Origin of the sequence: Mycobacteroides sp. PCS013 (assembly GCF_049532645.1) — a bacterium.
Taxonomy (GTDB): domain Bacteria; phylum Actinomycetota; class Actinomycetes; order Mycobacteriales; family Mycobacteriaceae; genus Mycobacterium; species Mycobacterium gwanakae.
This window is the reverse complement of the sequence record NZ_CP150131.1, coordinates 4,711,307-4,730,620: the sequence shown is the minus strand read 5'-3', so window position 1 is coordinate 4,730,620 and position 19,314 is coordinate 4,711,307. Positions and strand designations below refer to the sequence as shown.

The following is a 19,314-nucleotide window of genomic DNA, read 5'->3' as shown; positions in this document are numbered from 1 at the left end:
GCCATAGGCATACGTAATGAACTCTCAGGCTACCTCACCTGCATGTTCGCATCTGTGGTGCGCACTACGCCGAGGGAGAAAACGGAGGTAGTCCCCAGGCTCAATAAGGGGCTAGGTGTTGAACAGGCTGATATGCAGGTAGACCTCATCGGGTGACCTGACATCTTGGACGATGGTGCGATAAACCCATGGCTTCTCCACATGGTCTTGGGCCTCTGTGACGTTCGTGGCGCCCGACAGCGGCGGACCTGCGATCACCGTGAGGGTCGCGGGGTTCTGCACGGGGCGGAATAGCCCGGTGAACTTCGAATTCCGCAACGTCATGTCCACATCCCGTGCCGTGGCCCGCAGCACGACCGCATAGAGCGTGTCCTGGAAGTGCGTTCGCCTCACTTTCAGGACCGCGACACCGTCCGGGACGTCAATCCGCCCGAACGCCTCGGCCTCGGCGAGCGGAACCTCGACCGGGTCATCACCGAATGTGAATACCGAGCAGCCAGCTAACAGGGCACAGAACATCACCCCCGCCAATACCCGCATGTTCCCCCTTTCACACCCCTCAAGTGCCTGCTCAGGCGGCCAGAGCGTGATCTTGTTCACGGTACTATCCCCCGAGCCTCACGACGCGGGCACCAGGTCTGCGTGCGGCCGAGAACGAAGAGGCCCAGTCATGCCTGGTCGCCACAGTGAACGCAATCGCAGAAGACAACAGTCTGGTCGGACGAGTCTGCCCAAGTGGATCGCACTGGCGGTAGTCGCCATCCTGCTCGGCGGGCTCGGGTTCTTCGCATACAAGAAATTCTCCGGACGATGCGCAGACGTCACCCCGTTCACGGTGGCCACCGACCCGGCCATCGCGGCGGCCGTCTCGAAGGCAATTGGCGGCGCGAGCGCCAAAGAAATCGGCTGCACAAAACTCACCGTGGAGGCGAAACCCTCCGCGGCAACAGCAGCGGCGCTCGGCAAGCCCGGAGGTGCGCCCGCATTGTGGCTCCCCGATTCGTCCATCTGGCTGGCAAGGCAGATGCGCGCCACCGGGTCCCCCTTGGATTCGGCGAGTCAGTCGGTGGCCCGAACCCCCGTTGTGGTGGCCGCCAAGCAGGGCGAAACGCCGACATTCGACTCCTGGCTGAGCGTGTTGAAGCAGCCCGCGCTGCGGATCGGTAATCCACTCGACGACACAGTGGCCGCCGGCCCGGTGGTGGGCGCACTCGCCGAGGCCGAACAGGGGAAGAGCGATCCCAACGCCATCACGGCGGCACTCGTTCCTATCGCGCAGTCGCAGCTGACCAACACCAGGCAGAGCAGCGCCGAAGAACGCCTGGCCGAGGTGGCCAAGACGGGCGGCCTGGCAGTTTCCACCGAGCAACAGCTCATCGACTTCAACGCCAAACATCCGGACACAAAGCTCACCGCCGTCGTTCCCGCGACGGGCGCTCCGGCCCTCAACTATCCGATAGCCGTGACCGAAGCCGCCAATGATCGACATGCCAAGGCCAAGCAAGCAGGGGAAGCTCTTGCGGAGCGTCTGACCAGCGGCAACGGCGCAGATGCCTTGACGAGTGCGGGATTCCGTGGACCGGACTTCGCGCCACTGGCCGGCAAGGGGGTGGGCACGATCGAGACACTCACCGTGAACGACCTGACCGCGTTCGACACCGCGATGCGCCGATACGCGGTGCTGGCCTTGCCTTCTCGAATGCTTGCCGTTCTCGATGTCTCCGGCTCGATGAAGTTCTCCGCGGGGCAGACCACCCGTGTCGGTCTGTTGAGCCAGGCTATCGACAACGGGCTTCCGCTGTTCCCTGAGAACGCACAGATCGGCCTGTGGGCCTTCTCGATCGACAAGGGCGGGCCGGGGCAGGACTGGAAAGACCTGCTGCCCATCCGCACGCTCGGCGAGAAGGTGGGCGATAGGACTCAACGTCAGCTTCTGGCGGATGAGGGCCACGGCCTGGACGCCCTAGTCGGCGGTGGAACCGGCTTGTACGACACCACACTCGCGGCGTTCCGAAAGGTCCAGTCGACATACGACCCGCACTACGTCAACAGCGTGGTGATCATCACCGACGGAGCGAATGAGGATCCGAACGGCATCTCCTTGGACCAACTGCTCGCAACATTGAAGAAAGAGCAAGACCCCGCACGGCCCGTTGTGCTCATCACCCTCGGCATCACAGAAGACGCCGATGCCGCTGTCCTCAAACAGATTTCGAACGCCACCCCGGGAGGGGGCAGCCGCGTCGCACGCAGCGCGGATGAGATCCCCAACATTGTCATCGATCTCATCAGGGCTCGAACCGCTGCCCGTAGACGAACACGGCCTCGGGCGCGGGAGGGTTGGCGAGCAACGTGGGCAGCACGAAAACCCTGACGTAGCGGCGAACCTGCTCCGGGTTATCGGTTCCCGGGATCAGCCCGAGGAGCAGCGACAACGCCACCGACAACACGTACCGCGCGGCGTCCTCGGGCCGTACCCCCTGCCGCACCTCCGCCATCCGGGTACTGAACACACCTGCGTATAGCGAGGTCAACAGGTCGATGAGATTGGGCGCGTTGACAATCAACGAAGCGACCGTGCCGCGATCATCGCGGTCGGCCAGCACGCGCAGTAGCGGATTGGCGCCGACCTCCACGGAAACGATCACCATCGATTCCGGAATGATCTCGGCCAGGTCCTTGAGCACGATAAGACGACCGATCATGTTGGTGATCTCGCTCATCGTCGCGCGGACCACCAAGGCATCCATCAGATCGTCCCGGTTCCGGAAATGCCGATACACCACGGCTCGGCTGTATCCGGCTTCCCGCGCAATGGCTTCCATCGTGGATGCGCCGTATCCGCGCTCGACGAACAGCCGCTCCGCAGCATCAAGGAGCTGCGCCTGCGCCTGCTGGGCGGTGTTACCGCCACCCGGCGGCCTGCCGCGTCCACGTGGAACCTTGCTCACTCCCTCACTCTTACGAGCCACCCCGCAGCCGCCTCCTTGGGAAATATATTGACACTTTCATGTATTTGCCTATTATTAATCGCATGCAAAACGACCTGGCCAAATACTCTAATCCCGGCGGTGTCGTACCAGACCGCACGACGTGGACTCCCTGGCTGAAGGCTTGGCGCATGCTGATTGACGCCAAGTACCACGGCGACATCTATGAGGCGTTCCTCGGCATGGAGGCGCCGGTCTTCGCGCGTTCCTACTATCAGGTGCGGGCCCATCCGAACGGCCGAAAGCTGTTCAAAAACAAGCCAGACCTGCTCGCCGTGCTCAACGATGTGGAGTATCTGAATTCCCTGCCATTCGGCAGCCTGGGGCACGCCTACCTGTCGTTCCTGAACACCAACAAACTCGACGCAGGCGTCTTCGGCGAAGCGAACATCATCAGGCCGATCGCCGAGAAGAACAACTGGGACGAGGACTTCTACTACATGATCATCAGGGGCACCGCACTTCATGACATGTTCCACACCATCGGCGGTTATGGTCCCGACATCGCTGGAGAAATGGCTAACATCGGATTCCATTGCGGACAAATGGAACCCGCAGGACCGCTGGAGAAGCTCGGGATGTTCGGCGCCCTCACCCTGCCGGGCGCTTCAGCGCCGTTCAAACTCCGCTACTACCGCCAGGCGGTAGAGCGTGGCCGTCGCGCCGACCTGCTGATGGCCGCGCCCTGGGAGGAGCTACTCGAACTGCCCTATCGCCAGGCCCAGTCGGCCCTGGGGGTCAGTCCGGTCGAAGTGGCACATCCGCAAGGTAGGTGGACCACCGAATGGACACCGCCTTCCATCAAGCCGCCGACACCCTGGAACTACGAGCGCATCCTCGACGCGGGCCCTATCGCGGCCTGAATCTCCACCGAATCAACACGATTCACCCACGCGGGGACCCGCGGCGATTCATATTCTGACGAGATCGCCAAAATGTCTAATATTTCGAACACCCGCGTACGCAACATGGGTGAGGGGCCGAGCGCCTTCGATCACTCCGGCATGACCGGCAATCGGCATCCTGGTCGCCGATTGTGTGTTGTGGTTTAGTGGCAATCACAACGCTGATGAGCCTGTACGGCGAAGCAGCGACAACAACGCTGTTGGCCACCCTCAGAAGGTGAGAATGCGCTGATGACCGATGCCGCTGTGGATATCCGGGAACGTGACATCGCCACGAACGGCGTGCACCTGCGCATCGTCGAGGCGGGTGAGCAGGGTCAGCCCGTAGTCGTTCTGGCCCATGGCTTCCCTGAGTTGGCCTACTCCTGGCGCCACCAGATTCCGGCACTCGCCGCCGCCGGATATCACGTGATCGCCCCCGACCAGCGGGGTTATGGCAGGTCGAGTTCACCGGCGCACATCGACGACTACAACATCGAAGCGCTGTCCGATGACCTGCTGGGCATCCTGGACGAGGTGGGCGCTGGCAAGGCCACCTTCATCGGGCACGACTGGGGCGCCGTCGTCACCTGGCATACCGCACTCGCCGTCCCCGAACGCGTCGAAGGTGTCGCCGGGCTGTCGGTCCCCTTCACCCGGCGTAGCCAGGTGGCGCCTACCCAGGCGTGGAAAAAGCTGTTCGGCGACAACTTCTTCTACATACTGTACTTCCAGGAGCCGGGGGTCGCAGACGCCGATCTCAGCCGTGATCCCACCGCCACGATGCGCCGCATGCTGATAGGCATGGCCCACACCGACGGCGCCACGATGATCGCACCCGGCCCGGCCGGATTCATCGAGCGCATGTCCGATCCCGGCGAGCTTCCCGGATGGCTGAGCCAGACCGAACTGGACCATTACGTCGCGGAATTTACCCGCACGGGGTTCACTGGAGGGCTGAACTGGTACCGGAATTTCGATCGCAACTGGGCGCTGACCGAGCGCCTGGCCGGAGCCAATGTCGTTGTGCCCTCTTTATTCATCGCGGGCGCAGCCGACCCTGTTCTCGGTTTCACCGACCACGCGGGGAGTCTGAAATACCGCACCGATAACCGCGGTGACATCCTGATCGATGGCGCTGGACACTGGATTCAGCAGGAGCGGCCCGACGAGGTCAATGCCGCGCTCCTGGAATTCCTGCAACAGGTTGCGCGATGAGCACCCCACTGCGATTCGGTGCCTTCATCACCCCGTTTCATCCTGTCGGCCAAAACCCCACCACCGCACTGGAGTACGACCTAGACCGGGTGGTTGCCCTGGATCGGCTGGGTTATGACGAGGCCTGGTTTGGTGAGCATCACTCCGGCGGCTACGAGTTGATCTCCTGCCCCGAAGTCTTCATTGCCGCTGCGGCCGAGCGCACCAAACACATCAGGCTGGGCACCGGGGTGGTGTCACTGCCCTACCACCATCCATTGATGGTGGTGGATCGCTGGATTCTGCTGGACCACATCACCCGGGGCCGTGTCATATTCGGTACCGGACCCGGTGCGCTGCCGACGGACGCGTACATGATGGGCATCGACCCGCTCGATCAGCGCCAGATGCAGGAGGAGTCGCTGGAGGCGATCCTGGCGCTGCTGCGCGCGGCACCGGATGAGCGCATCAGCCGCGAAACATCCTGGTTCACTTTGCGGGATGCACAGCTGCAGCTGCGCCCCTACACCCACCCCTATCCGGAAATCCTTACCGCGGCGATGTTTTCCCCTTCGGGTCCGCGGCTGGCCGGAAAGCTCGGCGCAGGCCTGCTGTCCTTGTCGGTATCGATCCCGGGTGGATTCGCGGCATTGGAGAACGCCTGGGAAGTGGTGCGTGAACAGGCGGCCGCCCACGGCCATCCCGAACCAGATCGGTCCAGTTGGCGGGTGCTCGGCATCATGCACCTCGCCGAAACACGTGAGCAGGCCATCGAGGACTGTACGTACGGTCTGCCGGACTACGCACACTACTTCGGTGCCGTCGGGGTGCTGCCGCTTGCGAATGAAGTAGACGGCGTGCAGGCGGACCCACGCGAGTTCGTCAAGGCCTATGTGGACGAAGGGAACTGCTGCATCGGGACTCCCGACGATGCCATCGACTACGTCCAGGGCCTGCTCGACAAGTCGGGCGGCTTCGGTACATTCCTGATGCTGGGGCACGATTGGGCTTCACCGGAGGCCACGTTCAAATCCTATGAACTGTTCGCCCGCAAGGTGATTCCGCATTTTACGGGACAGCTCACCGCCGCCAGGATCTCGCACGACTGGGCGCAGGCCAAGCGCGGCGAGCTCCTGGGCCGTGCCGGCGAGGCCGTCGCCAAGGCCATCGTCGAACATCAGAACGACCGCGCACAGAAAGGGCATGCGTGATGCGAGCATCGGTGCTGCGCAACGGCGCGATGGTCTATCGAGACGATGTGGCCGACCCGGTGCCCGGAGAAGGACAGGTACTCGTCAAGGTCACCGCATGCGGAATCTGCGGATCCGACCTTCATTTCGCAAAGCACGGTGCGCAAGCGATCGAACTGTCCAAACAGATGGCCGGCATGCCCAGTCTTACCGACGGCGTCGACCTGGAAGCCGACGTCTTCATGGGACATGAGTTCGCCGCAGAAGTGATCGAGGCCGGACCGGGGACGCAGGCCCCCGAGCCAGGGACCCCTGTGACGTCAATTCCAATCTTGCTATCTTCCAAGGGAATCGAACCTATCGTCTATAGCAACAGCACACTCGGCGGCTACGCCGAGCAGATGCTGTTGAGCGCTCCGCTACTGCTGCCCATCCCCAACGGTCTCGACCCGCGGTACGCGGCGCTCACCGAACCGATGGCGGTCGGTCTGCATGCCGTCAACAAATCGGGCATCCAACCCGGTACTGGAGCGATCGTCATCGGGTGTGGCCCGGTCGGCATAGCGGTGATAGCGGCCCTGCATAACCTCGGCATCGAGCCCATTGTCGCCGCGGACTACTCCCCCGCGCGGCGTGATCTGGCCCAGCGCATGGGAGCGCACGAGATCGTCGACCCCGGCGTCGAGCCCACCTTCGAGGCCTGGTCCCGAGCCGGGAAGGGCGCGCCGGTGATCTTCGAGGCCGTCGGGGTGCCGGGCATCCTCAACAATGTGTTGAGGGATGCGCCGCACAGCTCGCGGGTGGTGGTTGTGGGCGTCTGCATGGAGCCCGATGCCATCACCCCCTACTTCGGGATCGCCAAGGAAGTTGCGCTTCAATTCGTGCTCGCCTACGACCCGACAGAGTTCTCCGAGACGCTGCGGCGAATCGCGCACGGCGAGATCGATGTTGCGCACCTCGTCACAGGTGAGGTAGGTCTGGAAGATGTCGGATCGGCATTTGCCGATCTCGGCGATCCGGGGCACCACTGCAAGATTTTGGTGGTGCCGTAAAGGTTGGGGAGGACAGGAAGTGACATGCGGGTACAAAGACGGACAGCACTGACCCGGACGGCCGCGGTGGCTGCCACCGCAGCGATGGCGGTGCTCCTGGCCGGCTGCGGTGATGATTCCACCGGCAGCCCGGAGTCCACGCGGAATGTGACGGTCGTCGGCAAGGGCGAGGTCAAGGGCGCACCCGATGTCCTGCGCGCCGATGTGGGCGTATCGGTGAGCGCCAAGGATGTCTCCGGGGCACTGTCTCAGGCCAGCGAGAAGGCTCAGGCCGTCATCGACGCCGTGGTCGGCGCCGGGGTGGCCCGCGAGGACGTCCAGACCAACGAGCTGTCCATCCAGCCCGAACAGACCTACCCGCAGGGCGGTCCCGCCCGTATCACCGGGTACAACGCCACCAACTCGGTGCGTATCAACGTCCGTGATCTCAAGAAGGCATCCGAAGTCCTGGACAAGGCAGTGCAGGCCGGCGGCGACGCGGCGCGGCTGTCCGGCGTCAGCTTCGATCTCGACAACGACGCCGACCTGCTGAAGGGTGCGCGCGAGCGCGCCTTCAACGACGCCAAGGCCCGCGCCGAGCAGTATGCCGGCCTATCGGGCTCCAAACTGGGCAAGGTGCTGCGCATCGACGAATCCCACGGATCGGTGCCTCCCCCCGCGCCGATGATGGGGAAGCGGGCACCCATGCAAGCCGACGCGTCGTTCGCGCCACCACTGGAGCCCGGACAGCAGACGGTGACATTCGAGGTAAGCGTCATCTGGGAGCTGACCTAAGCGATGGGTGACATCACGGTTGTCGGCCACGGCGAGGCCAGCGGTAGTCCCGACGTGTTCATGGCCACGGTCGGTGTGTCAGTCCGCTCACGGCGTATCGCCGGGGTGATGGCCGATGTCAAGGCCAAGGCCCGTGCGGTGATCGATGCGGTACTCGACTCGGGCGTGGCCGCTGAGGACGTGAGAACCGCATGGATGTCTGTGCACCCGCAATTCGACGGCAACAAGATCACCGGGTACTCGGCCGACAACTCGGTACGGATCACCGTCCGCGACCTGTCGAAGGTCTCCGATGTGCTGGATAAGGCAGTCACCGCGGGAGGTGAGGCCGCACAGCTGTCCGGGGTCAGCTTTGATCTGCAGGACAGCACCGATCTCGCGACCCAGGCACGTGAACGGGCATTCGCCGATGCCAGGGCCCGGGCCGAGCAGTACGCAACCCTGTCCGAGGGGACGCTGGGCAAGGTGCTGCGCATCGACGAGACCAGGAGCCATTCGAGCCCATCCCCACGCGCGGAGTTCGCGATGCTGCGTGCAGCGAGCGGGCCACCGGTGGAGGCGGGTCAGCAGACCGTCAGCGCCGACATCACCGTGACGTGGGAGCTGACATGAGCACTCACGCGAAGACCGTCACAGACAGTTAGTCGGTATAGACGCGCGGGTGCAGCGTTCCGATGAAAGGCAGATCGCGGTAGCGCTCGCCGTAGTCGAGCCCGTAACCGACCACGAATTCATTGGGGATCTCGAAGCCGACGAGAGCCACGTCGACGTCGACCTTCTTAGCCTCGGGCTTGCGCAGCAGCGACACCACATTCAGCGACCGTGGGCCGCGCGAGGCGAGGTTCCGCATGAGCCAGCTCAGGGTCAGCCCGGAATCGATGATGTCCTCGACGATCAGGACGTCGAGGTTCTGGATGTCCCTATCCAGATCCTTGAGGATGCGCACCACACCGGAGGACGAGGTTGCCGAGCCATACGAGCTGACCGCCATGAACTCCATCTGGGTCGGGATGGGGATGGCCCTAGCCAAATCTGAGACAAACATGACGGCACCCTTGAGCACGGTCACCAGCAGCAGGTCGCCCTCGATGTCGCGATACTTTTCGCCGATGGCGGCGCCAAGCTCCTGAGTCCGGGCACGAATCTGCTCCTCGGTGAGGAGCACCGATTTCACGTCGCCGCTGTATTGCTCGCCGCATGACTGTTGCTGTTCGCAGGTCACGACGGACAGCGTGCCATGGAGAACGCAAGCTCACCAAGCCGGTGACATTGGCTAGTGACTTTGTTTACGAAATAGGCCACTATGGAAACGTGAGCAATGGCGCTTACGGAGCAGGCGACGAGCTGCCGTCCCGCGATATCCGCGTGGTGGTAATCGGGGCTGGCATGTCCGGTCTGTGCATGGCCTCCACCCTCCGGCACCGGGGCATCACCAACTTCACCGTCTACGAGAAGGCCGACGAGGTCGGCGGAACCTGGCGGGACAACACCTACCCAGGTCTGCAGTGCGACGTGCCGTCGCGCTACTACTCCTACTCCTTCGCCCCGAATCCCGGTTGGAGCAAAGGCTTCTCACCAGGTCCCGAGATCCACCAGTACTTCGTGAGATTCGCCGACGAGCAGGGTCTGCGCCGGAACATCCGCTTCGGCGCAGCCGTCACCCGGGCCGAATGGGTAGATGAGCCGGGCCAGCCCCACTGGGAGTTGGAGATTTCCGACGGCAGCCGTGACACCGCCGATGTCGTGGTCAGTGCCACCGGAGTGCTGCACCTTCCCCGCCTTCCCGATATCGACGGCCTGCGAACATTCGCCGGCCCGTGCTTTCACTCGGCGCGGTGGGATCACACGGTGCAGTGCGCGGGGAAACGGGTCGGGCTTATCGGTACCGGATCCTCGGGGGTCCAGATCATCGGTGCACTCGCCACCGAGGTACGGAGCCTCTCGGTGTTCCAGCGCTCGGCACAGTGGGTCGCACCAGTGCCCAACTTCACCTACTCGTCCATGTCGAAATCTATGTGGTCCCGGGTACCAATACTGAACAGGTTCTCTTATCGCTTGTGGCGCTTCTACTTCGAACGGGGCGTGGGTGGATCAGTGGTCAATCCCGGTGTACGGCGCCGACTCATCCAGGGGTTCGTGCGGGCATCGCATCGGCTGCTCATCCGCGATCGCGCGCTGCGCGAGAAGCTGCATCCCGATTACGAGCCGCTGTGCCGGCGACTGGTCATGTCGGTGCCGTTCTTCAAAGCGGTACAACGCCCCAACGTCGCGGTGCTCACCGACGGTATCGAACGCATCGTGCCACAGGGCGTCATCACCAACGACGGAGTTCTGCATGAGCTGGATATTCTGGTGTGTGCCACGGGTTTTGATGCTCATTCCTATTTGCGTCCGATGGAGGTGATCGGCCGCGCCGGGGTGAAGCTCAGCGAGGTGTGGAGTGACGGGCCGCGCGCATACCGCGCCGTGGGCCTGGCCGGATTCCCAAACTTCTTTCTCCTGATCGGGCCGAACAGTCCGATCGGAAACAATTCGCTGATCTCGATCGCCGAGACGCAGGTGAAGTTCGCGATGCATTGGATCGACGAGATACGTTATGGCCGAGTTCAATCGGTGGCACCGACCGCGCATGCCGCGGATGCTTTCAACGCCGAGGTGCGCCGGGCCATGCCCAATACCGTGTGGTCCTCGGGATGTGACAGCTGGTATCTGGGAGCCGACGGCGTACCGGAGCTGTGGCCCTGGCCTCCCGTCGACTACCGTCGCACGCTCACCTCTCCGAATCGCGAGGACTTCGCAATCACTTAGACGTCGTGGATCGACAGCACCAGCCGGTCACCCGATCTCGAGGCCACCAGGCGCTGGTACGGCAAACCCGCGCCCACCGCGACCCCGCCCTGCCCATGCCATTGCGCAACGAGCCCATCCACCGCGCGAATCTGGTTGTCGTTCAGATCCTGTGCACCACCAGCCAACAGCCAAAGCCTGATCACCCTTCTCCGTACGGCGGGCGCCAAATTGCGCAGACCCGAAACCTCCAGAGAACCCGTACCGGCGAAGGCCGCCCGCGCGTGCTCGTCGAGCGCATCCCCGTCCTCGCGTAGCGAGGCCGCGGTTCGGGCAAGGGCCTCGGCCACGCCGCCTCCGAGAACCTGCTCCAGTAACGGCAGCACCTCGTGACGCAGGCGCACCCGGACGAAGCGCGGATCGACATTGTGCGGGTCTTCCCATGGAGTGAGCCCCCATTCGGTGCAGGCTGCACGCGTCTCGGTGCGGCGAACATCCAGGAACGGGCGCCCCCAGGGGTCATCCCACGGGCGCATTCCGGCAATGGAACGTGCCCCCGATCCTCGCCCGAGTCCCAGCAGCACCGTCTCAGCCTGATCGTCGAGAGTATGGGCAAGAAGCACGGGCAGCCCGTCACTGGCCTTGCGCAGTGCGGCATACCGGGCAGTCCTGGCAGCCGCTTCCAGACCACCCGGGCCGTCAACGGCCACCGAAAGAACCAATGCGTCACGACATCCCAGGGCCAGCGCCTGATTCCGCGCCTGGGCCGCGACCTCGGCCGAGCCCTGCTGCAGCCCGTGGTCGACGATCAGCGCGGTCACCGCCCAGCCCTGCCCGACGGCAGCCGCCGCGAGCGCCAGCGAGTCAGCGCCACCCGAGAGCGCCACGGTGACAGCGGTGGCATTCGGGAGGTGCTGCGCACCAAAGGATTTGACAGCTCGCCGCAGTGCTAGAGAACTCGGGCGATCCATAGATCCGGGTCCTCGATTTCGGCTGGCTTGGGCAACGTCTCGGGGTCTTGCCAGATGGTGTTGAAACGCTCCATCCCCACCGTTCCCACCACATGGTCGACAAATCTCTTGCCACGGGTGTACTGACGCATCTTGGCATCCATGCCGATGAGCGCACGGATGACCCGTTGCAGCGGTGGCTGCTTGCGTGAACGCCGCGCCTCGAAGCGCGACCTTATGGATGCCACCGAGGGGACTACGGCGGGGCCAACCGCATCCATGACATGGTCGGCATGTCCTTCGAGAAGGGTGCCCAGCACCAGCAGACGATCCAGTGCATCCCTGCCGCTGTCGGATTGCATAGCGCGCAACAAGTCGACAATCCCGTTCTCGCCCTGCCCTTTCGGGGATCGGACAAACTCGGCCAGCCTGCCGAGCATGCCGGCCACATCTTCTTCCTGCTCATGTGCGAGTGTTGCCAACGTGCCCGACATGTAGTCCGCCAGCCATGGATTGGCCGAGAACTGCACACGGTGCGTCACCTCATGCAGACACACCCACATCCGGAAATCGCTTGGCATCACCCGAAGCTGACGTTCCACCGCGATGATGTTCGGATACACCAGCAGTAACGCGCCCGCCCCTTCCGCGGTGAACGGGTCGTACTGTCCGAGAATGCCCGACGAGACGAAGGCCAGCACCGCGCCGGTTTGCGCCCCGGTGACGCGGCCGGACAAAAACCCCGAGGCGCCGCCGTCACCGCCGGCCATCACCCGCATGGACTCGGCCGCCGCCGCAATCCAGCTGGGGCGGTCAATGATCCGCGCCTCCGGAACCACCAGCCCATCGGCCAAGCCGGTGAGCTCACGCACCGGAGCTTCCGCACGCCGCGCCGCATCCGAGAGCTCGGCGATGGCCTGCTGGCGGGTGTACTCGGTGGTGGGCGGGGCGGGTCGTGCCAGCTTCGCGCCCACGGTGGCCGCGAACTCCCAGTTGACCATGCGGCCAACCGTCAACTCGGGACGCTCGGTTCCGGCTCCGCGCTTCGCCACGCGATCCGGCGTGGTCATCAGCTACATCCGCATGACCGCAGCACCGCCGCGGTGTTATCCACCGCGTTGCGCGCGGTCGGGGCGGTGGCCTGGTTCTGCATCAACGTGAAGGTGAGCACCCGGCCGCTGATGTCGGTGACCACACCTGCCAGTGTGTTCACCCCGGTGAGCGACCCGGTTTTGGCGCGCAACCAGCCCGCCGAGGTTTGGTTTTGGAGGACGAAGCGTTCCGAGAGCGTGCCGCTGCCGCCGGCGATGGGCAGCACATCCAGCAGCGGTCGCAGCTTCGGCTGATCGGGGCCGGCGGCCGCTCCGATAACCTCGTCGAGGGTGCGTGCCGTCACCCTGTCGTCCACCGATAACCCACTGGAATCACGCAATGTCAGGCCCGTGAGATCGATTCCTGCGCTGCGTAACTGGCTCGTGACGGCATCGACGGTTCCGGAGAAGGTCTGCGGTCGGCCCGATGCCAGCGCCACCTCGCGCCCGATTGTCTCTGCCATGACATTGTCGGAGGCATTCATCATCTCCCGCAGCCGCTCCATCAGCGGCGCCGACTGCACGGAGGCAATGGGTTTCGCTGTCGAGGGCGCAGCATCCAATCGCACCGTATCCGGGTCAGCCCCCAGCGCGGTGGCGAGTGCACGCCCCGCGTCCAATGCGGGAGTGGTGGAACGGCGTGAGTCATAGTCGGTCGGCTGTGTGCGGCCGGCATCGAGCATCACGGCCTGGATCGGCGCGACGTCACCGCCGTCGATGTCTGCCGGATCCCACCCGGGTGCCATCGACGGTCCGCCAAATCGACTGATATCCACGGTGATTGAGGTGACGGTGACGCCCGACTTGCGCACCTGATCGGCAAGATCGCTGATACGGGCGGCGTCGCGGTACCACGTGTCGGTGCCCGCCGGCGCCGCGCTGAGGATCGGGTCTCCGCCACCGACCAGTGTCACCAATCCGCGCTGCCCCGCGGTATCAGCGACTACCGAAGTGGTGAGTTTGGCGTCGCGCTCGAGGGTGATCAGCGCCGCCGCCGCGGTCAGCACCTTGTTGGTGGACGCCGGCACCATCGGCACGGTCGAGCCCTGTTGCCACAACTCGCGGCCCGTCAGCGCATCGGTGACCCGGCCGGTGAACATCGCGAGCGCCGGATCGGCCAGCGCCTTGTCCAGCGCCTGCGCCAGCCCGTCCACCGTCGGAACCGGCGCGGAATCGGAAACCGGAACAACGCCGGGCTTGGGGCTGACGAGTACCGGCTCCGGATCGGCGCCCTGCAATTGATGGGAGGTGGCGGCTCCGGTGGTCAGCGAGGCCACAAGTACCAACGCGGCAATCGCCAGTACGACGGCGACGGCGAGCAGGACATGGGTAGAGCGCCGCCAGCGACGCGGATCAAGTGCCCTGGCGGTGACCATGCTCTGCAGGGTATCGCTATCCTGGTGCCCGCTGGACGAGCGCTTGCGCGAAGACTGACAGGCAGACTTGACAGGCTAAGTACCACCGACATTCAAGGAGCGGGTGTGGAGTTCGACGTCACCATCGAGATCCCCAAGGGTCAGCGCAACAAGTACGAGGTCGATCACGTGACCGGCCGGGTGCGTCTGGACCGCTACCTCTACACGCCGATGGCCTACCCCACCGATTACGGCTTCATCGAGAACACCCTCGGTGAGGACGGCGATCCGCTGGACGCCCTGCTGCTCCTGCCCGAGCCCGTCTTCCCGGGCGTGATCGTCGAGGCACGGCCCGTCGGCATGTTCAAGATGGTCGACGACGGCGGCGGCGACGACAAGGTGCTGTGTGTACCCGCGGGCGATCCGCGCTGGGATCACATCCAGGACATCGGTGACGTGTCGAGCTTCGAGCTGGACGCCATCAAGCACTTTTTCGTGCACTACAAGGACCTCGAGCCTGGCAAGTTCGTCGAGGCCGCCGACTGGGTGGGCCGCGCCGAGGCCGAAGCCGAGGTCACCGCATCGTTCGAGCGCCTTAAGACCCAGGGACACTAGCCCGGCATAGGCGCCTGGCACACGACGGCGAACACGTCGGTGCTGCTTTGGGCGACGGTCACTCCGTCAACGGTGATAGAACAGCTGATGGTGCCCTCACCGACCATGGTGACATTCATGGTCAGCGGAACGTCCCGACGTGTAACCGTCACCGAGACTGCCCACGGCTGCGAAATATTCGACACACGCACGTAGTCGTTGTCCGTCATATAGGCGACATTGACCCCGCCGCCCTGACCACCCACGCTGTAGGTGACGTTCTTGCCGCCGTTCCCCGCCCCCCGGGACCCTGACCCGTAGTGGGCACCGGGGTGGGCGCCTCGGTCGTGGTGGGCACCGGCGGCGCCTCAGTGGTCGTTGGCGTGGTTTCGACGCCGGTGCTGGGGTTGGGCGGGGGTGGTGATGGCGGAGGTGGCTCTGTCGTCGTTATCGACGGCAAGGGGACGTCATTGGGCCCCGTCCAGGTCGTCGATGGGGTGACGGTGACCGTTGTCGGTGCGGCCACCTCAGTTCGGCGGGTGATGACCAGAATGGCGGTCAGCGCTATCGCCAGCACCGCCAGGATGCTGACGCCGGCGACTATCCACGGCCACTTCGGGGGTTTCGGATCCTCGGGATAGGGAATCGGCTCGCCGGGTGGCCATGGCTCCTGCGGGTACTCCTACCAGGCCGGATCCGTCACTGTCCCCCACTCCTTCCCCAGTACAACTGGGTGCAATGTTACGTCGCGTTAAACTCCTGCAAAATGCACGGTCCCCCTCTAGCGAACAGCGGCGCCCCGTCGAATCATGGTTCTATGTTGATGCATCAGGGCATCGGCCGCGACACGTTCAACGAGATGTCCGACACCAAAGCGGTCCACGCGCTCTACGAGTGTGGTGGCAGCGTGACCTGGGCGCGGAAGATCGCCGCCGCCCGGCCGTTCGCCGATCACGATGCCCTGTTCCGGTACGCCGACAACGAGCTCTTCGCCCTGTCCGAGGAATCACTGGACGAGGTACTGATCGCCTACCCGCCACTGGGCCGACGCCCGGGAAGCGCACGTTCACATGCCGAGCAGTGCGCGATCCGCGACGAAACGCCGGGAATGATGGCCGCGTTGCGGGCCGCCGCCCACCGGTACGAGCACCACTTCGGCCACCGCTTCGTCATGCACCTATGCGGACAGGACGGTGCCTCCGTACTGCGTGCGATCTCCGACCGCATGCACCACGACGTGGACACCGAACGCAAGGTGACCCGCAACGAACTCGCAAAGATCAACCGCACCCGCCTGGAGCGCATGCTCGGCCCCGAGGGCGGTTACGACAACTGGTGAGCTAGCCGCGCGCTACGCCGCCAGCGGTACGCGCTGCGGCAGCAATGCGAATACGCGGCGTGCGGCACAACCGATATCTGTGGTGGGCGACGCCGGGATCAGGGTCACCCCGTCGGCGACACCGGCCAGGTAGATATCGGCGATCAGACCCGCCAGCCCTTCCGGCGTGCCCGCATACGACACCGCCGAGGGAACCCGCAGGCTCGCAAAATGCTTACGGGCCGACCGTGAATCGGCCTCGATGTGCACATACACGTCCAAGATGACCGCAGGTGCTTCCTTACGCGAGGTGCGCAAGGAATGCCGAGCCCGCTGCGCCTGCTTCAGATCGGGGGCGTTCACCCGCGCGGTGACACCCGTTCCGTTGGTCAGCTCATGCCATCCGTCGGCATTGTCGGTGAAGACCCGGAACGTTTGATGTTGTGTCGCCACAAAGGCCACCGTACCCACGCGGGCCTGCCAGGGCCATTGTTCGATTCCCGATGAGCGGATCAATCCCCGGTTACACCGGCGACTGCTCGGTTGCAGGTGTAACCGGGGTGCGCTCCGTCAGATTGTCGATGACGCGTTGCACCCTCGGCATCAGCGAGTCGATATCCAATCCGAGCCAATACGGGATCGGATACATGAAATGTCGATTGAGACCTGGCAGGAGCCTGCTCAAGAAATAACCGAGCCACGCTTCGGGACGCACCGGAGCCACCGCAAAGTTGTAACGCGCCGCGCGGACCGTGGCCCGCGCAACCTGCGGAGGACCGATCAATTGATCCAGCACTCGCATCGGGGCAGAGGACTGAAAGGCCCTCATCACGTTGTTCACACGCTCACGCACATCATCGGGAAGATCCACGCCGGCCACGGTGGCGTTTACCCCAATGTTGGTGTTGATGAAGCCGGGACATACCGCAGACACCCCGATTCCCTTGGGGCCCAGTTCCATCCGCATGCATTCGCTCAGCATCTTCACTGCCGCCTTGGACGCGGAATAGGCGGGAAAGACCGGCGTCGGGGTGATGGCCCCCGCCGAGGCGATGTTGACTATCTGACCGCCGCGGCCGCGTTCGGCCATCTGCTTGCCGAAGACACGGCCACCGTAGGCGACCCCGAAAACGTTGACCCGGAACTGTTTTTCCCAGTGTTCCTGCTCCAGGTCGAAGAAACGACCACCGACCATGATGCCCGCGTTGTTCACCAGCACGTCGGGAACGCCGTACTCCGCCCGGACCTGTTCGGCGAATCGCTCCCATGCCGATGGATCGGTGACGTCGAGCTGGAAAGCAACGGCACGCAGCCCCTTGTTGTGAATAATCTCCGCCGTTTCCTGGGCGGTGGTCAGATCCAGATCCGACGCCACCACCTCCGCACCGCCCCTGGCGAATTGGATGGCGATGGCTCGCCCGATGCCGCTGCCTGCGCCGGTCACTACAACAAGATCTGGTTTACGTGCGGGGAGCAGTCTCATCCCACGACCTCCTTGTTGCGCTTACGCCTCGATGCCACCTTCACCACGGGCGCTACCGTCTCGCTGCCGTAGCGATAGTTGTCCAACCGGAAGTATTTGTTGTGGAAGTACATCTCGCCGAAACCGCCTGGCCGGAAAGGTGAATCACCGTGATTGTCGATGTAGTAAGTGTTGGCCGTCGAACATGCCGGAGACAGCCACAGGTGATTCTTGTTGCGCTGGTGCATCTTGCGGAAGTAGGCCTGGTGCACGTCCGGCTTGACCTCGGCGGTGGTGGCACCGCGTTTCTTGGTCTCCGCGATGACCCGGGCCGCGTGCGCGGTCGTCGATTCGATCAGCATGTGATATGGCCCGAACACATAGCCGTACGGTCCGAGAACAAGGAAGAAGTTGGGGTACTCGGGAATCGAAACACCCTGGTAAGCCTGATAGCGGCTCTCCTGGAAGAATCGTTTCAAGTCCTTGCCGCCTCGCCCGGCGGTCGGGAAGGCCGGCATGTGATCCCAGATCGCGAATCCCGTGGCACAGATCAATACATCTACTTCATGCTCGACGCCGTCCGCGGTCAGCAGACCCTTCTCGGTGATCCGCTGAATCGGTTCGGTCACCAAGTCCACATTGGGCCGGTTGAACGTCTTGAGGTAGGTGTTAGAGAACGACGGACGCTTACAGCCAAATCCGTAATAGGGCAGCAGCTTCTCGCGGGTCACCGGATCGTCGACCTGTGTACGCATCCAGGAGCGAATCCTGTTGGCCATGGCCATCGATGCCGATTCGACGTATTTGGAGTCGAGGTTGAAAACAGCATCCGGAATGTACGCGGTGCTGAGGTTGATCGCGTGGCGAATGCCCTTGGCGACACCGGGGAATCCGAACAGTGCCCGCCAGAACGCGTTGTACTTCAAGTCAGGTTTGGGCCCCACATAGATGGGCGTGCGCTGAAAGACGGTGAGGTTGCCAACCTCCGGGGCGATCTCGGGAACGAGCTGCAGCGAGGTAGCCCCGGTTCCGATGACCGCCACCCTCTTCCCGGCAAGCTGAACATCCTTGTCCCACAGCGCGGTATGCATCAGCACACCCTGATAGGAATCGATACCGTCTATTTCTGGGAGCTTGGGTTGCTCAAGTCCGCCGGTCGCGGCGATCACATGCCGAGCAGTGATGACGGTGTCATCGTCCAGGGTGAGAGCCCAGATATTTTGCGACTCATCAAATTCCTGACGAACGACGCGCGTATTGAACCGGATCTTGCGCCGCAGGTCGTGCTTGTCGACAAGCTCGTTGGCGTACTCCTCGAGTTCATTACCCGGGGTGAAGAACTTCGACCAGGTGGTCTTCTGGTCGTAGGAAAAACTGTAGATAAAGGTCGGGATATCAACGGCCACGCCCGGATACTTGTTCGCGTGCCAGGTGCCGCCGGCGGCCCCCCACTTCTCCAAAATCACGAAATCGTGAACTCCCTTTTTGGTGAGCTCAACACCTGCTCCGATACCGCCGAAGCCGGCTCCGATAATCGCGACTTCATGGTCGGGAACAACCCGTTCCCGACCGTTGGCTTCGCTACCCCGCACACGTGTACTAGTCATTCGACGTCCTTGTCAGTCCGACCCAGTGATGTATCGGACCGAAAGTATCACGTATTACGAGTT

The 19,314-nt window shown here is 63.6% G+C and carries 18 protein-coding genes and 2 pseudogenes; 10 read left to right on the top strand and 10 right to left on the bottom strand.

Going from position 1 to position 19,314, the window contains the following annotated elements; translation table 11 throughout:
* Positions 1-111: 111 nt before the first annotated feature.
* Positions 112-540, bottom strand: a complete 429-nt coding sequence (locus RHO23_RS23540; protein WP_057963930.1) for a hypothetical protein — start codon at positions 538-540, stop codon at positions 112-114.
* Between the two features lie 205 nt (positions 541-745).
* Between RHO23_RS23540 and RHO23_RS23535 the strand changes: the two are divergent.
* A pseudogene (locus RHO23_RS23535) lies at positions 746-2,311 on the top strand (substrate-binding domain-containing protein); the annotation flags it as partial.
* Here RHO23_RS23535 and RHO23_RS23530 read toward each other — a convergent pair.
* Positions 2,289-2,972, bottom strand: coding sequence for a helix-turn-helix domain-containing protein (locus RHO23_RS23530; protein WP_064407700.1), 684 nt, complete (start codon positions 2,970-2,972; stop codon positions 2,289-2,291). The pseudogene RHO23_RS23535 and the gene RHO23_RS23530 overlap by 23 nt on opposite strands.
* Positions 2,973-3,034: 62 nt before the next feature.
* Between RHO23_RS23530 and RHO23_RS23525 the strand changes: the two genes are divergently transcribed.
* From RHO23_RS23525 to RHO23_RS23500, 6 genes are all read left to right on the top strand, one after another.
* The gene (locus tag RHO23_RS23525; protein ID WP_064407699.1) at positions 3,035-3,853 is read left to right on the top strand and encodes a Coq4 family protein; all 819 of its coding nucleotides are present in this window, start codon (positions 3,035-3,037) and stop codon (positions 3,851-3,853) included.
* Positions 3,854-4,126: 273 nt separating this feature from the next.
* Positions 4,127-5,092, top strand: coding sequence for an alpha/beta fold hydrolase (locus tag RHO23_RS23520; RefSeq protein ID WP_057965731.1), 966 nt, complete (start codon positions 4,127-4,129; stop codon positions 5,090-5,092).
* The gene (locus RHO23_RS23515) at positions 5,089-6,282 is read left to right on the top strand and encodes an LLM class flavin-dependent oxidoreductase (RefSeq protein WP_064407698.1); all 1,194 of its coding nucleotides are present in this window, start codon (positions 5,089-5,091) and stop codon (positions 6,280-6,282) included. Before RHO23_RS23520 ends, RHO23_RS23515 begins: the two co-directional genes overlap by 4 nt.
* Complete coding sequence (locus RHO23_RS23510; RefSeq protein ID WP_064407697.1) at positions 6,282-7,313, top strand: zinc-binding dehydrogenase; 1,032 nt, start codon at positions 6,282-6,284, stop codon at positions 7,311-7,313. The genes RHO23_RS23515 and RHO23_RS23510 overlap by 1 nt, the downstream gene beginning before the upstream one ends.
* Before the next feature lie 24 nt (positions 7,314-7,337).
* The gene (locus RHO23_RS23505; protein WP_057965728.1) at positions 7,338-8,087 is read left to right on the top strand and encodes an SIMPL domain-containing protein; all 750 of its coding nucleotides are present in this window, start codon (positions 7,338-7,340) and stop codon (positions 8,085-8,087) included.
* A gap of 3 nt (positions 8,088-8,090) precedes the next feature.
* On the top strand, positions 8,091-8,699 hold the full coding sequence (locus RHO23_RS23500; RefSeq protein ID WP_064407696.1) for an SIMPL domain-containing protein: 609 nt from the start codon (positions 8,091-8,093) through the stop codon (positions 8,697-8,699).
* Between the two features lie 28 nt (positions 8,700-8,727).
* Here the strand turns inward: RHO23_RS23500 and hpt are convergent, their stop codons facing one another.
* On the bottom strand, positions 8,728-9,309 hold the full coding sequence (hpt, locus tag RHO23_RS23495; RefSeq protein WP_030095835.1) for a hypoxanthine phosphoribosyltransferase: 582 nt from the start codon (positions 9,307-9,309) through the stop codon (positions 8,728-8,730).
* Positions 9,310-9,398: 89 nt separating this feature from the next.
* Between hpt and RHO23_RS23490 the strand changes: the two genes are divergently transcribed.
* Positions 9,399-10,895 (top strand): flavin-containing monooxygenase, encoded by a 1,497-nt coding sequence (locus tag RHO23_RS23490; RefSeq protein WP_423488413.1) that lies wholly within the window; start codon positions 9,399-9,401, stop codon positions 10,893-10,895.
* On the opposite strand, the gene tilS is transcribed toward RHO23_RS23490, so the two are convergent.
* The 3 genes from tilS to dacB all read right to left on the bottom strand — a co-directional run bounded on the left by tilS (position 10,892) and on the right by dacB (position 14,291).
* Complete coding sequence (tilS, locus tag RHO23_RS23485) at positions 10,892-11,845, bottom strand: tRNA lysidine(34) synthetase TilS (RefSeq protein WP_064407694.1); 954 nt, start codon at positions 11,843-11,845, stop codon at positions 10,892-10,894. The two genes, RHO23_RS23490 and tilS, sit on opposite strands and share 4 nt — an antisense overlap.
* The gene (locus RHO23_RS23480) at positions 11,824-12,825 is read right to left on the bottom strand and encodes a zinc-dependent metalloprotease (RefSeq protein ID WP_227457858.1); all 1,002 of its coding nucleotides are present in this window, start codon (positions 12,823-12,825) and stop codon (positions 11,824-11,826) included. The genes tilS and RHO23_RS23480 overlap by 22 nt, the downstream gene beginning before the upstream one ends.
* A gap of 68 nt (positions 12,826-12,893) precedes the next feature.
* Entirely contained in the window at positions 12,894-14,291 is a 1,398-nt protein-coding gene (dacB, locus tag RHO23_RS23475) for a D-alanyl-D-alanine carboxypeptidase/D-alanyl-D-alanine endopeptidase (RefSeq protein ID WP_030095839.1), read from the bottom strand.
* Positions 14,292-14,396: 105 nt separating this feature from the next.
* On the opposite strand from dacB, the gene RHO23_RS23470 reads away from it, so the two are divergent.
* Complete coding sequence (locus RHO23_RS23470) at positions 14,397-14,885, top strand: inorganic diphosphatase (RefSeq protein WP_030095840.1); 489 nt, start codon at positions 14,397-14,399, stop codon at positions 14,883-14,885.
* On the opposite strand, the pseudogene RHO23_RS23465 reads toward RHO23_RS23470, so the two are convergent.
* Positions 14,882-15,510: pseudogene (locus RHO23_RS23465) on the bottom strand (MmpS family transport accessory protein). The gene RHO23_RS23470 and the pseudogene RHO23_RS23465 sit on opposite strands and share 4 nt — an antisense overlap.
* Before the next feature lie 171 nt (positions 15,511-15,681).
* Between RHO23_RS23465 and RHO23_RS23460 the strand changes: the two are divergent.
* Positions 15,682-16,203 (top strand): 2-oxo-4-hydroxy-4-carboxy-5-ureidoimidazoline decarboxylase, encoded by a 522-nt coding sequence (locus tag RHO23_RS23460; RefSeq protein ID WP_064407693.1) that lies wholly within the window; start codon positions 15,682-15,684, stop codon positions 16,201-16,203.
* A 12-nt stretch (positions 16,204-16,215) separates the two neighbouring features.
* On the opposite strand, the gene RHO23_RS23455 is transcribed toward RHO23_RS23460, so the two are convergent.
* The 3 genes from RHO23_RS23455 to RHO23_RS23445 are packed head-to-tail and all read right to left on the bottom strand — an operon-like array spanning position 16,216 to position 19,251.
* Complete coding sequence (locus tag RHO23_RS23455; RefSeq protein WP_193601852.1) at positions 16,216-16,653, bottom strand: hypothetical protein; 438 nt, start codon at positions 16,651-16,653, stop codon at positions 16,216-16,218.
* A gap of 52 nt (positions 16,654-16,705) precedes the next feature.
* A complete protein-coding gene (locus RHO23_RS23450; protein WP_064407692.1) occupies positions 16,706-17,665 on the bottom strand; it encodes an SDR family NAD(P)-dependent oxidoreductase in 960 nt (319 codons plus the stop codon).
* Positions 17,662-19,251, bottom strand: coding sequence for a flavin-containing monooxygenase (locus tag RHO23_RS23445; RefSeq protein ID WP_057968745.1), 1,590 nt, complete (start codon positions 19,249-19,251; stop codon positions 17,662-17,664). The genes RHO23_RS23450 and RHO23_RS23445 overlap by 4 nt, the downstream gene beginning before the upstream one ends.
* Between the last annotated feature and the right edge of the window lie 63 nt (positions 19,252-19,314).

Coding starts and splice junctions, on each gene's coding strand:
- RHO23_RS23540 (WP_057963930.1), bottom strand. CDS start 540: ATGCGGGTATTGGCGGGGGTGATGTTCTGTGCCCTGTTAGCTGGCTGC.
- RHO23_RS23525 (WP_064407699.1), top strand. CDS start 3,035: ATGCAAAACGACCTGGCCAAATACTCTAATCCCGGCGGTGTCGTACCA.
- RHO23_RS23520 (WP_057965731.1), top strand. CDS start 4,127: ATGACCGATGCCGCTGTGGATATCCGGGAACGTGACATCGCCACGAAC.
- RHO23_RS23515 (WP_064407698.1), top strand. CDS start 5,089: ATGAGCACCCCACTGCGATTCGGTGCCTTCATCACCCCGTTTCATCCT.
- RHO23_RS23510 (WP_064407697.1), top strand. CDS start 6,282: ATGCGAGCATCGGTGCTGCGCAACGGCGCGATGGTCTATCGAGACGAT.
- RHO23_RS23505 (WP_057965728.1), top strand. CDS start 7,338: ATGCGGGTACAAAGACGGACAGCACTGACCCGGACGGCCGCGGTGGCT.
- RHO23_RS23500 (WP_064407696.1), top strand. CDS start 8,091: ATGGGTGACATCACGGTTGTCGGCCACGGCGAGGCCAGCGGTAGTCCC.
- tilS (WP_064407694.1), bottom strand. CDS start 11,845: ATGGATCGCCCGAGTTCTCTAGCACTGCGGCGAGCTGTCAAATCCTTT.
- RHO23_RS23480 (WP_227457858.1), bottom strand. CDS start 12,825: ATGGTCAACTGGGAGTTCGCGGCCACCGTGGGCGCGAAGCTGGCACGA.
- dacB (WP_030095839.1), bottom strand. CDS start 14,291: ATGGTCACCGCCAGGGCACTTGATCCGCGTCGCTGGCGGCGCTCTACC.
- RHO23_RS23460 (WP_064407693.1), top strand. CDS start 15,682: ATGTTGATGCATCAGGGCATCGGCCGCGACACGTTCAACGAGATGTCC.
- RHO23_RS23450 (WP_064407692.1), bottom strand. CDS start 17,665: ATGAGACTGCTCCCCGCACGTAAACCAGATCTTGTTGTAGTGACCGGC.
- RHO23_RS23445 (WP_057968745.1), bottom strand. CDS start 19,251: ATGACTAGTACACGTGTGCGGGGTAGCGAAGCCAACGGTCGGGAACGG.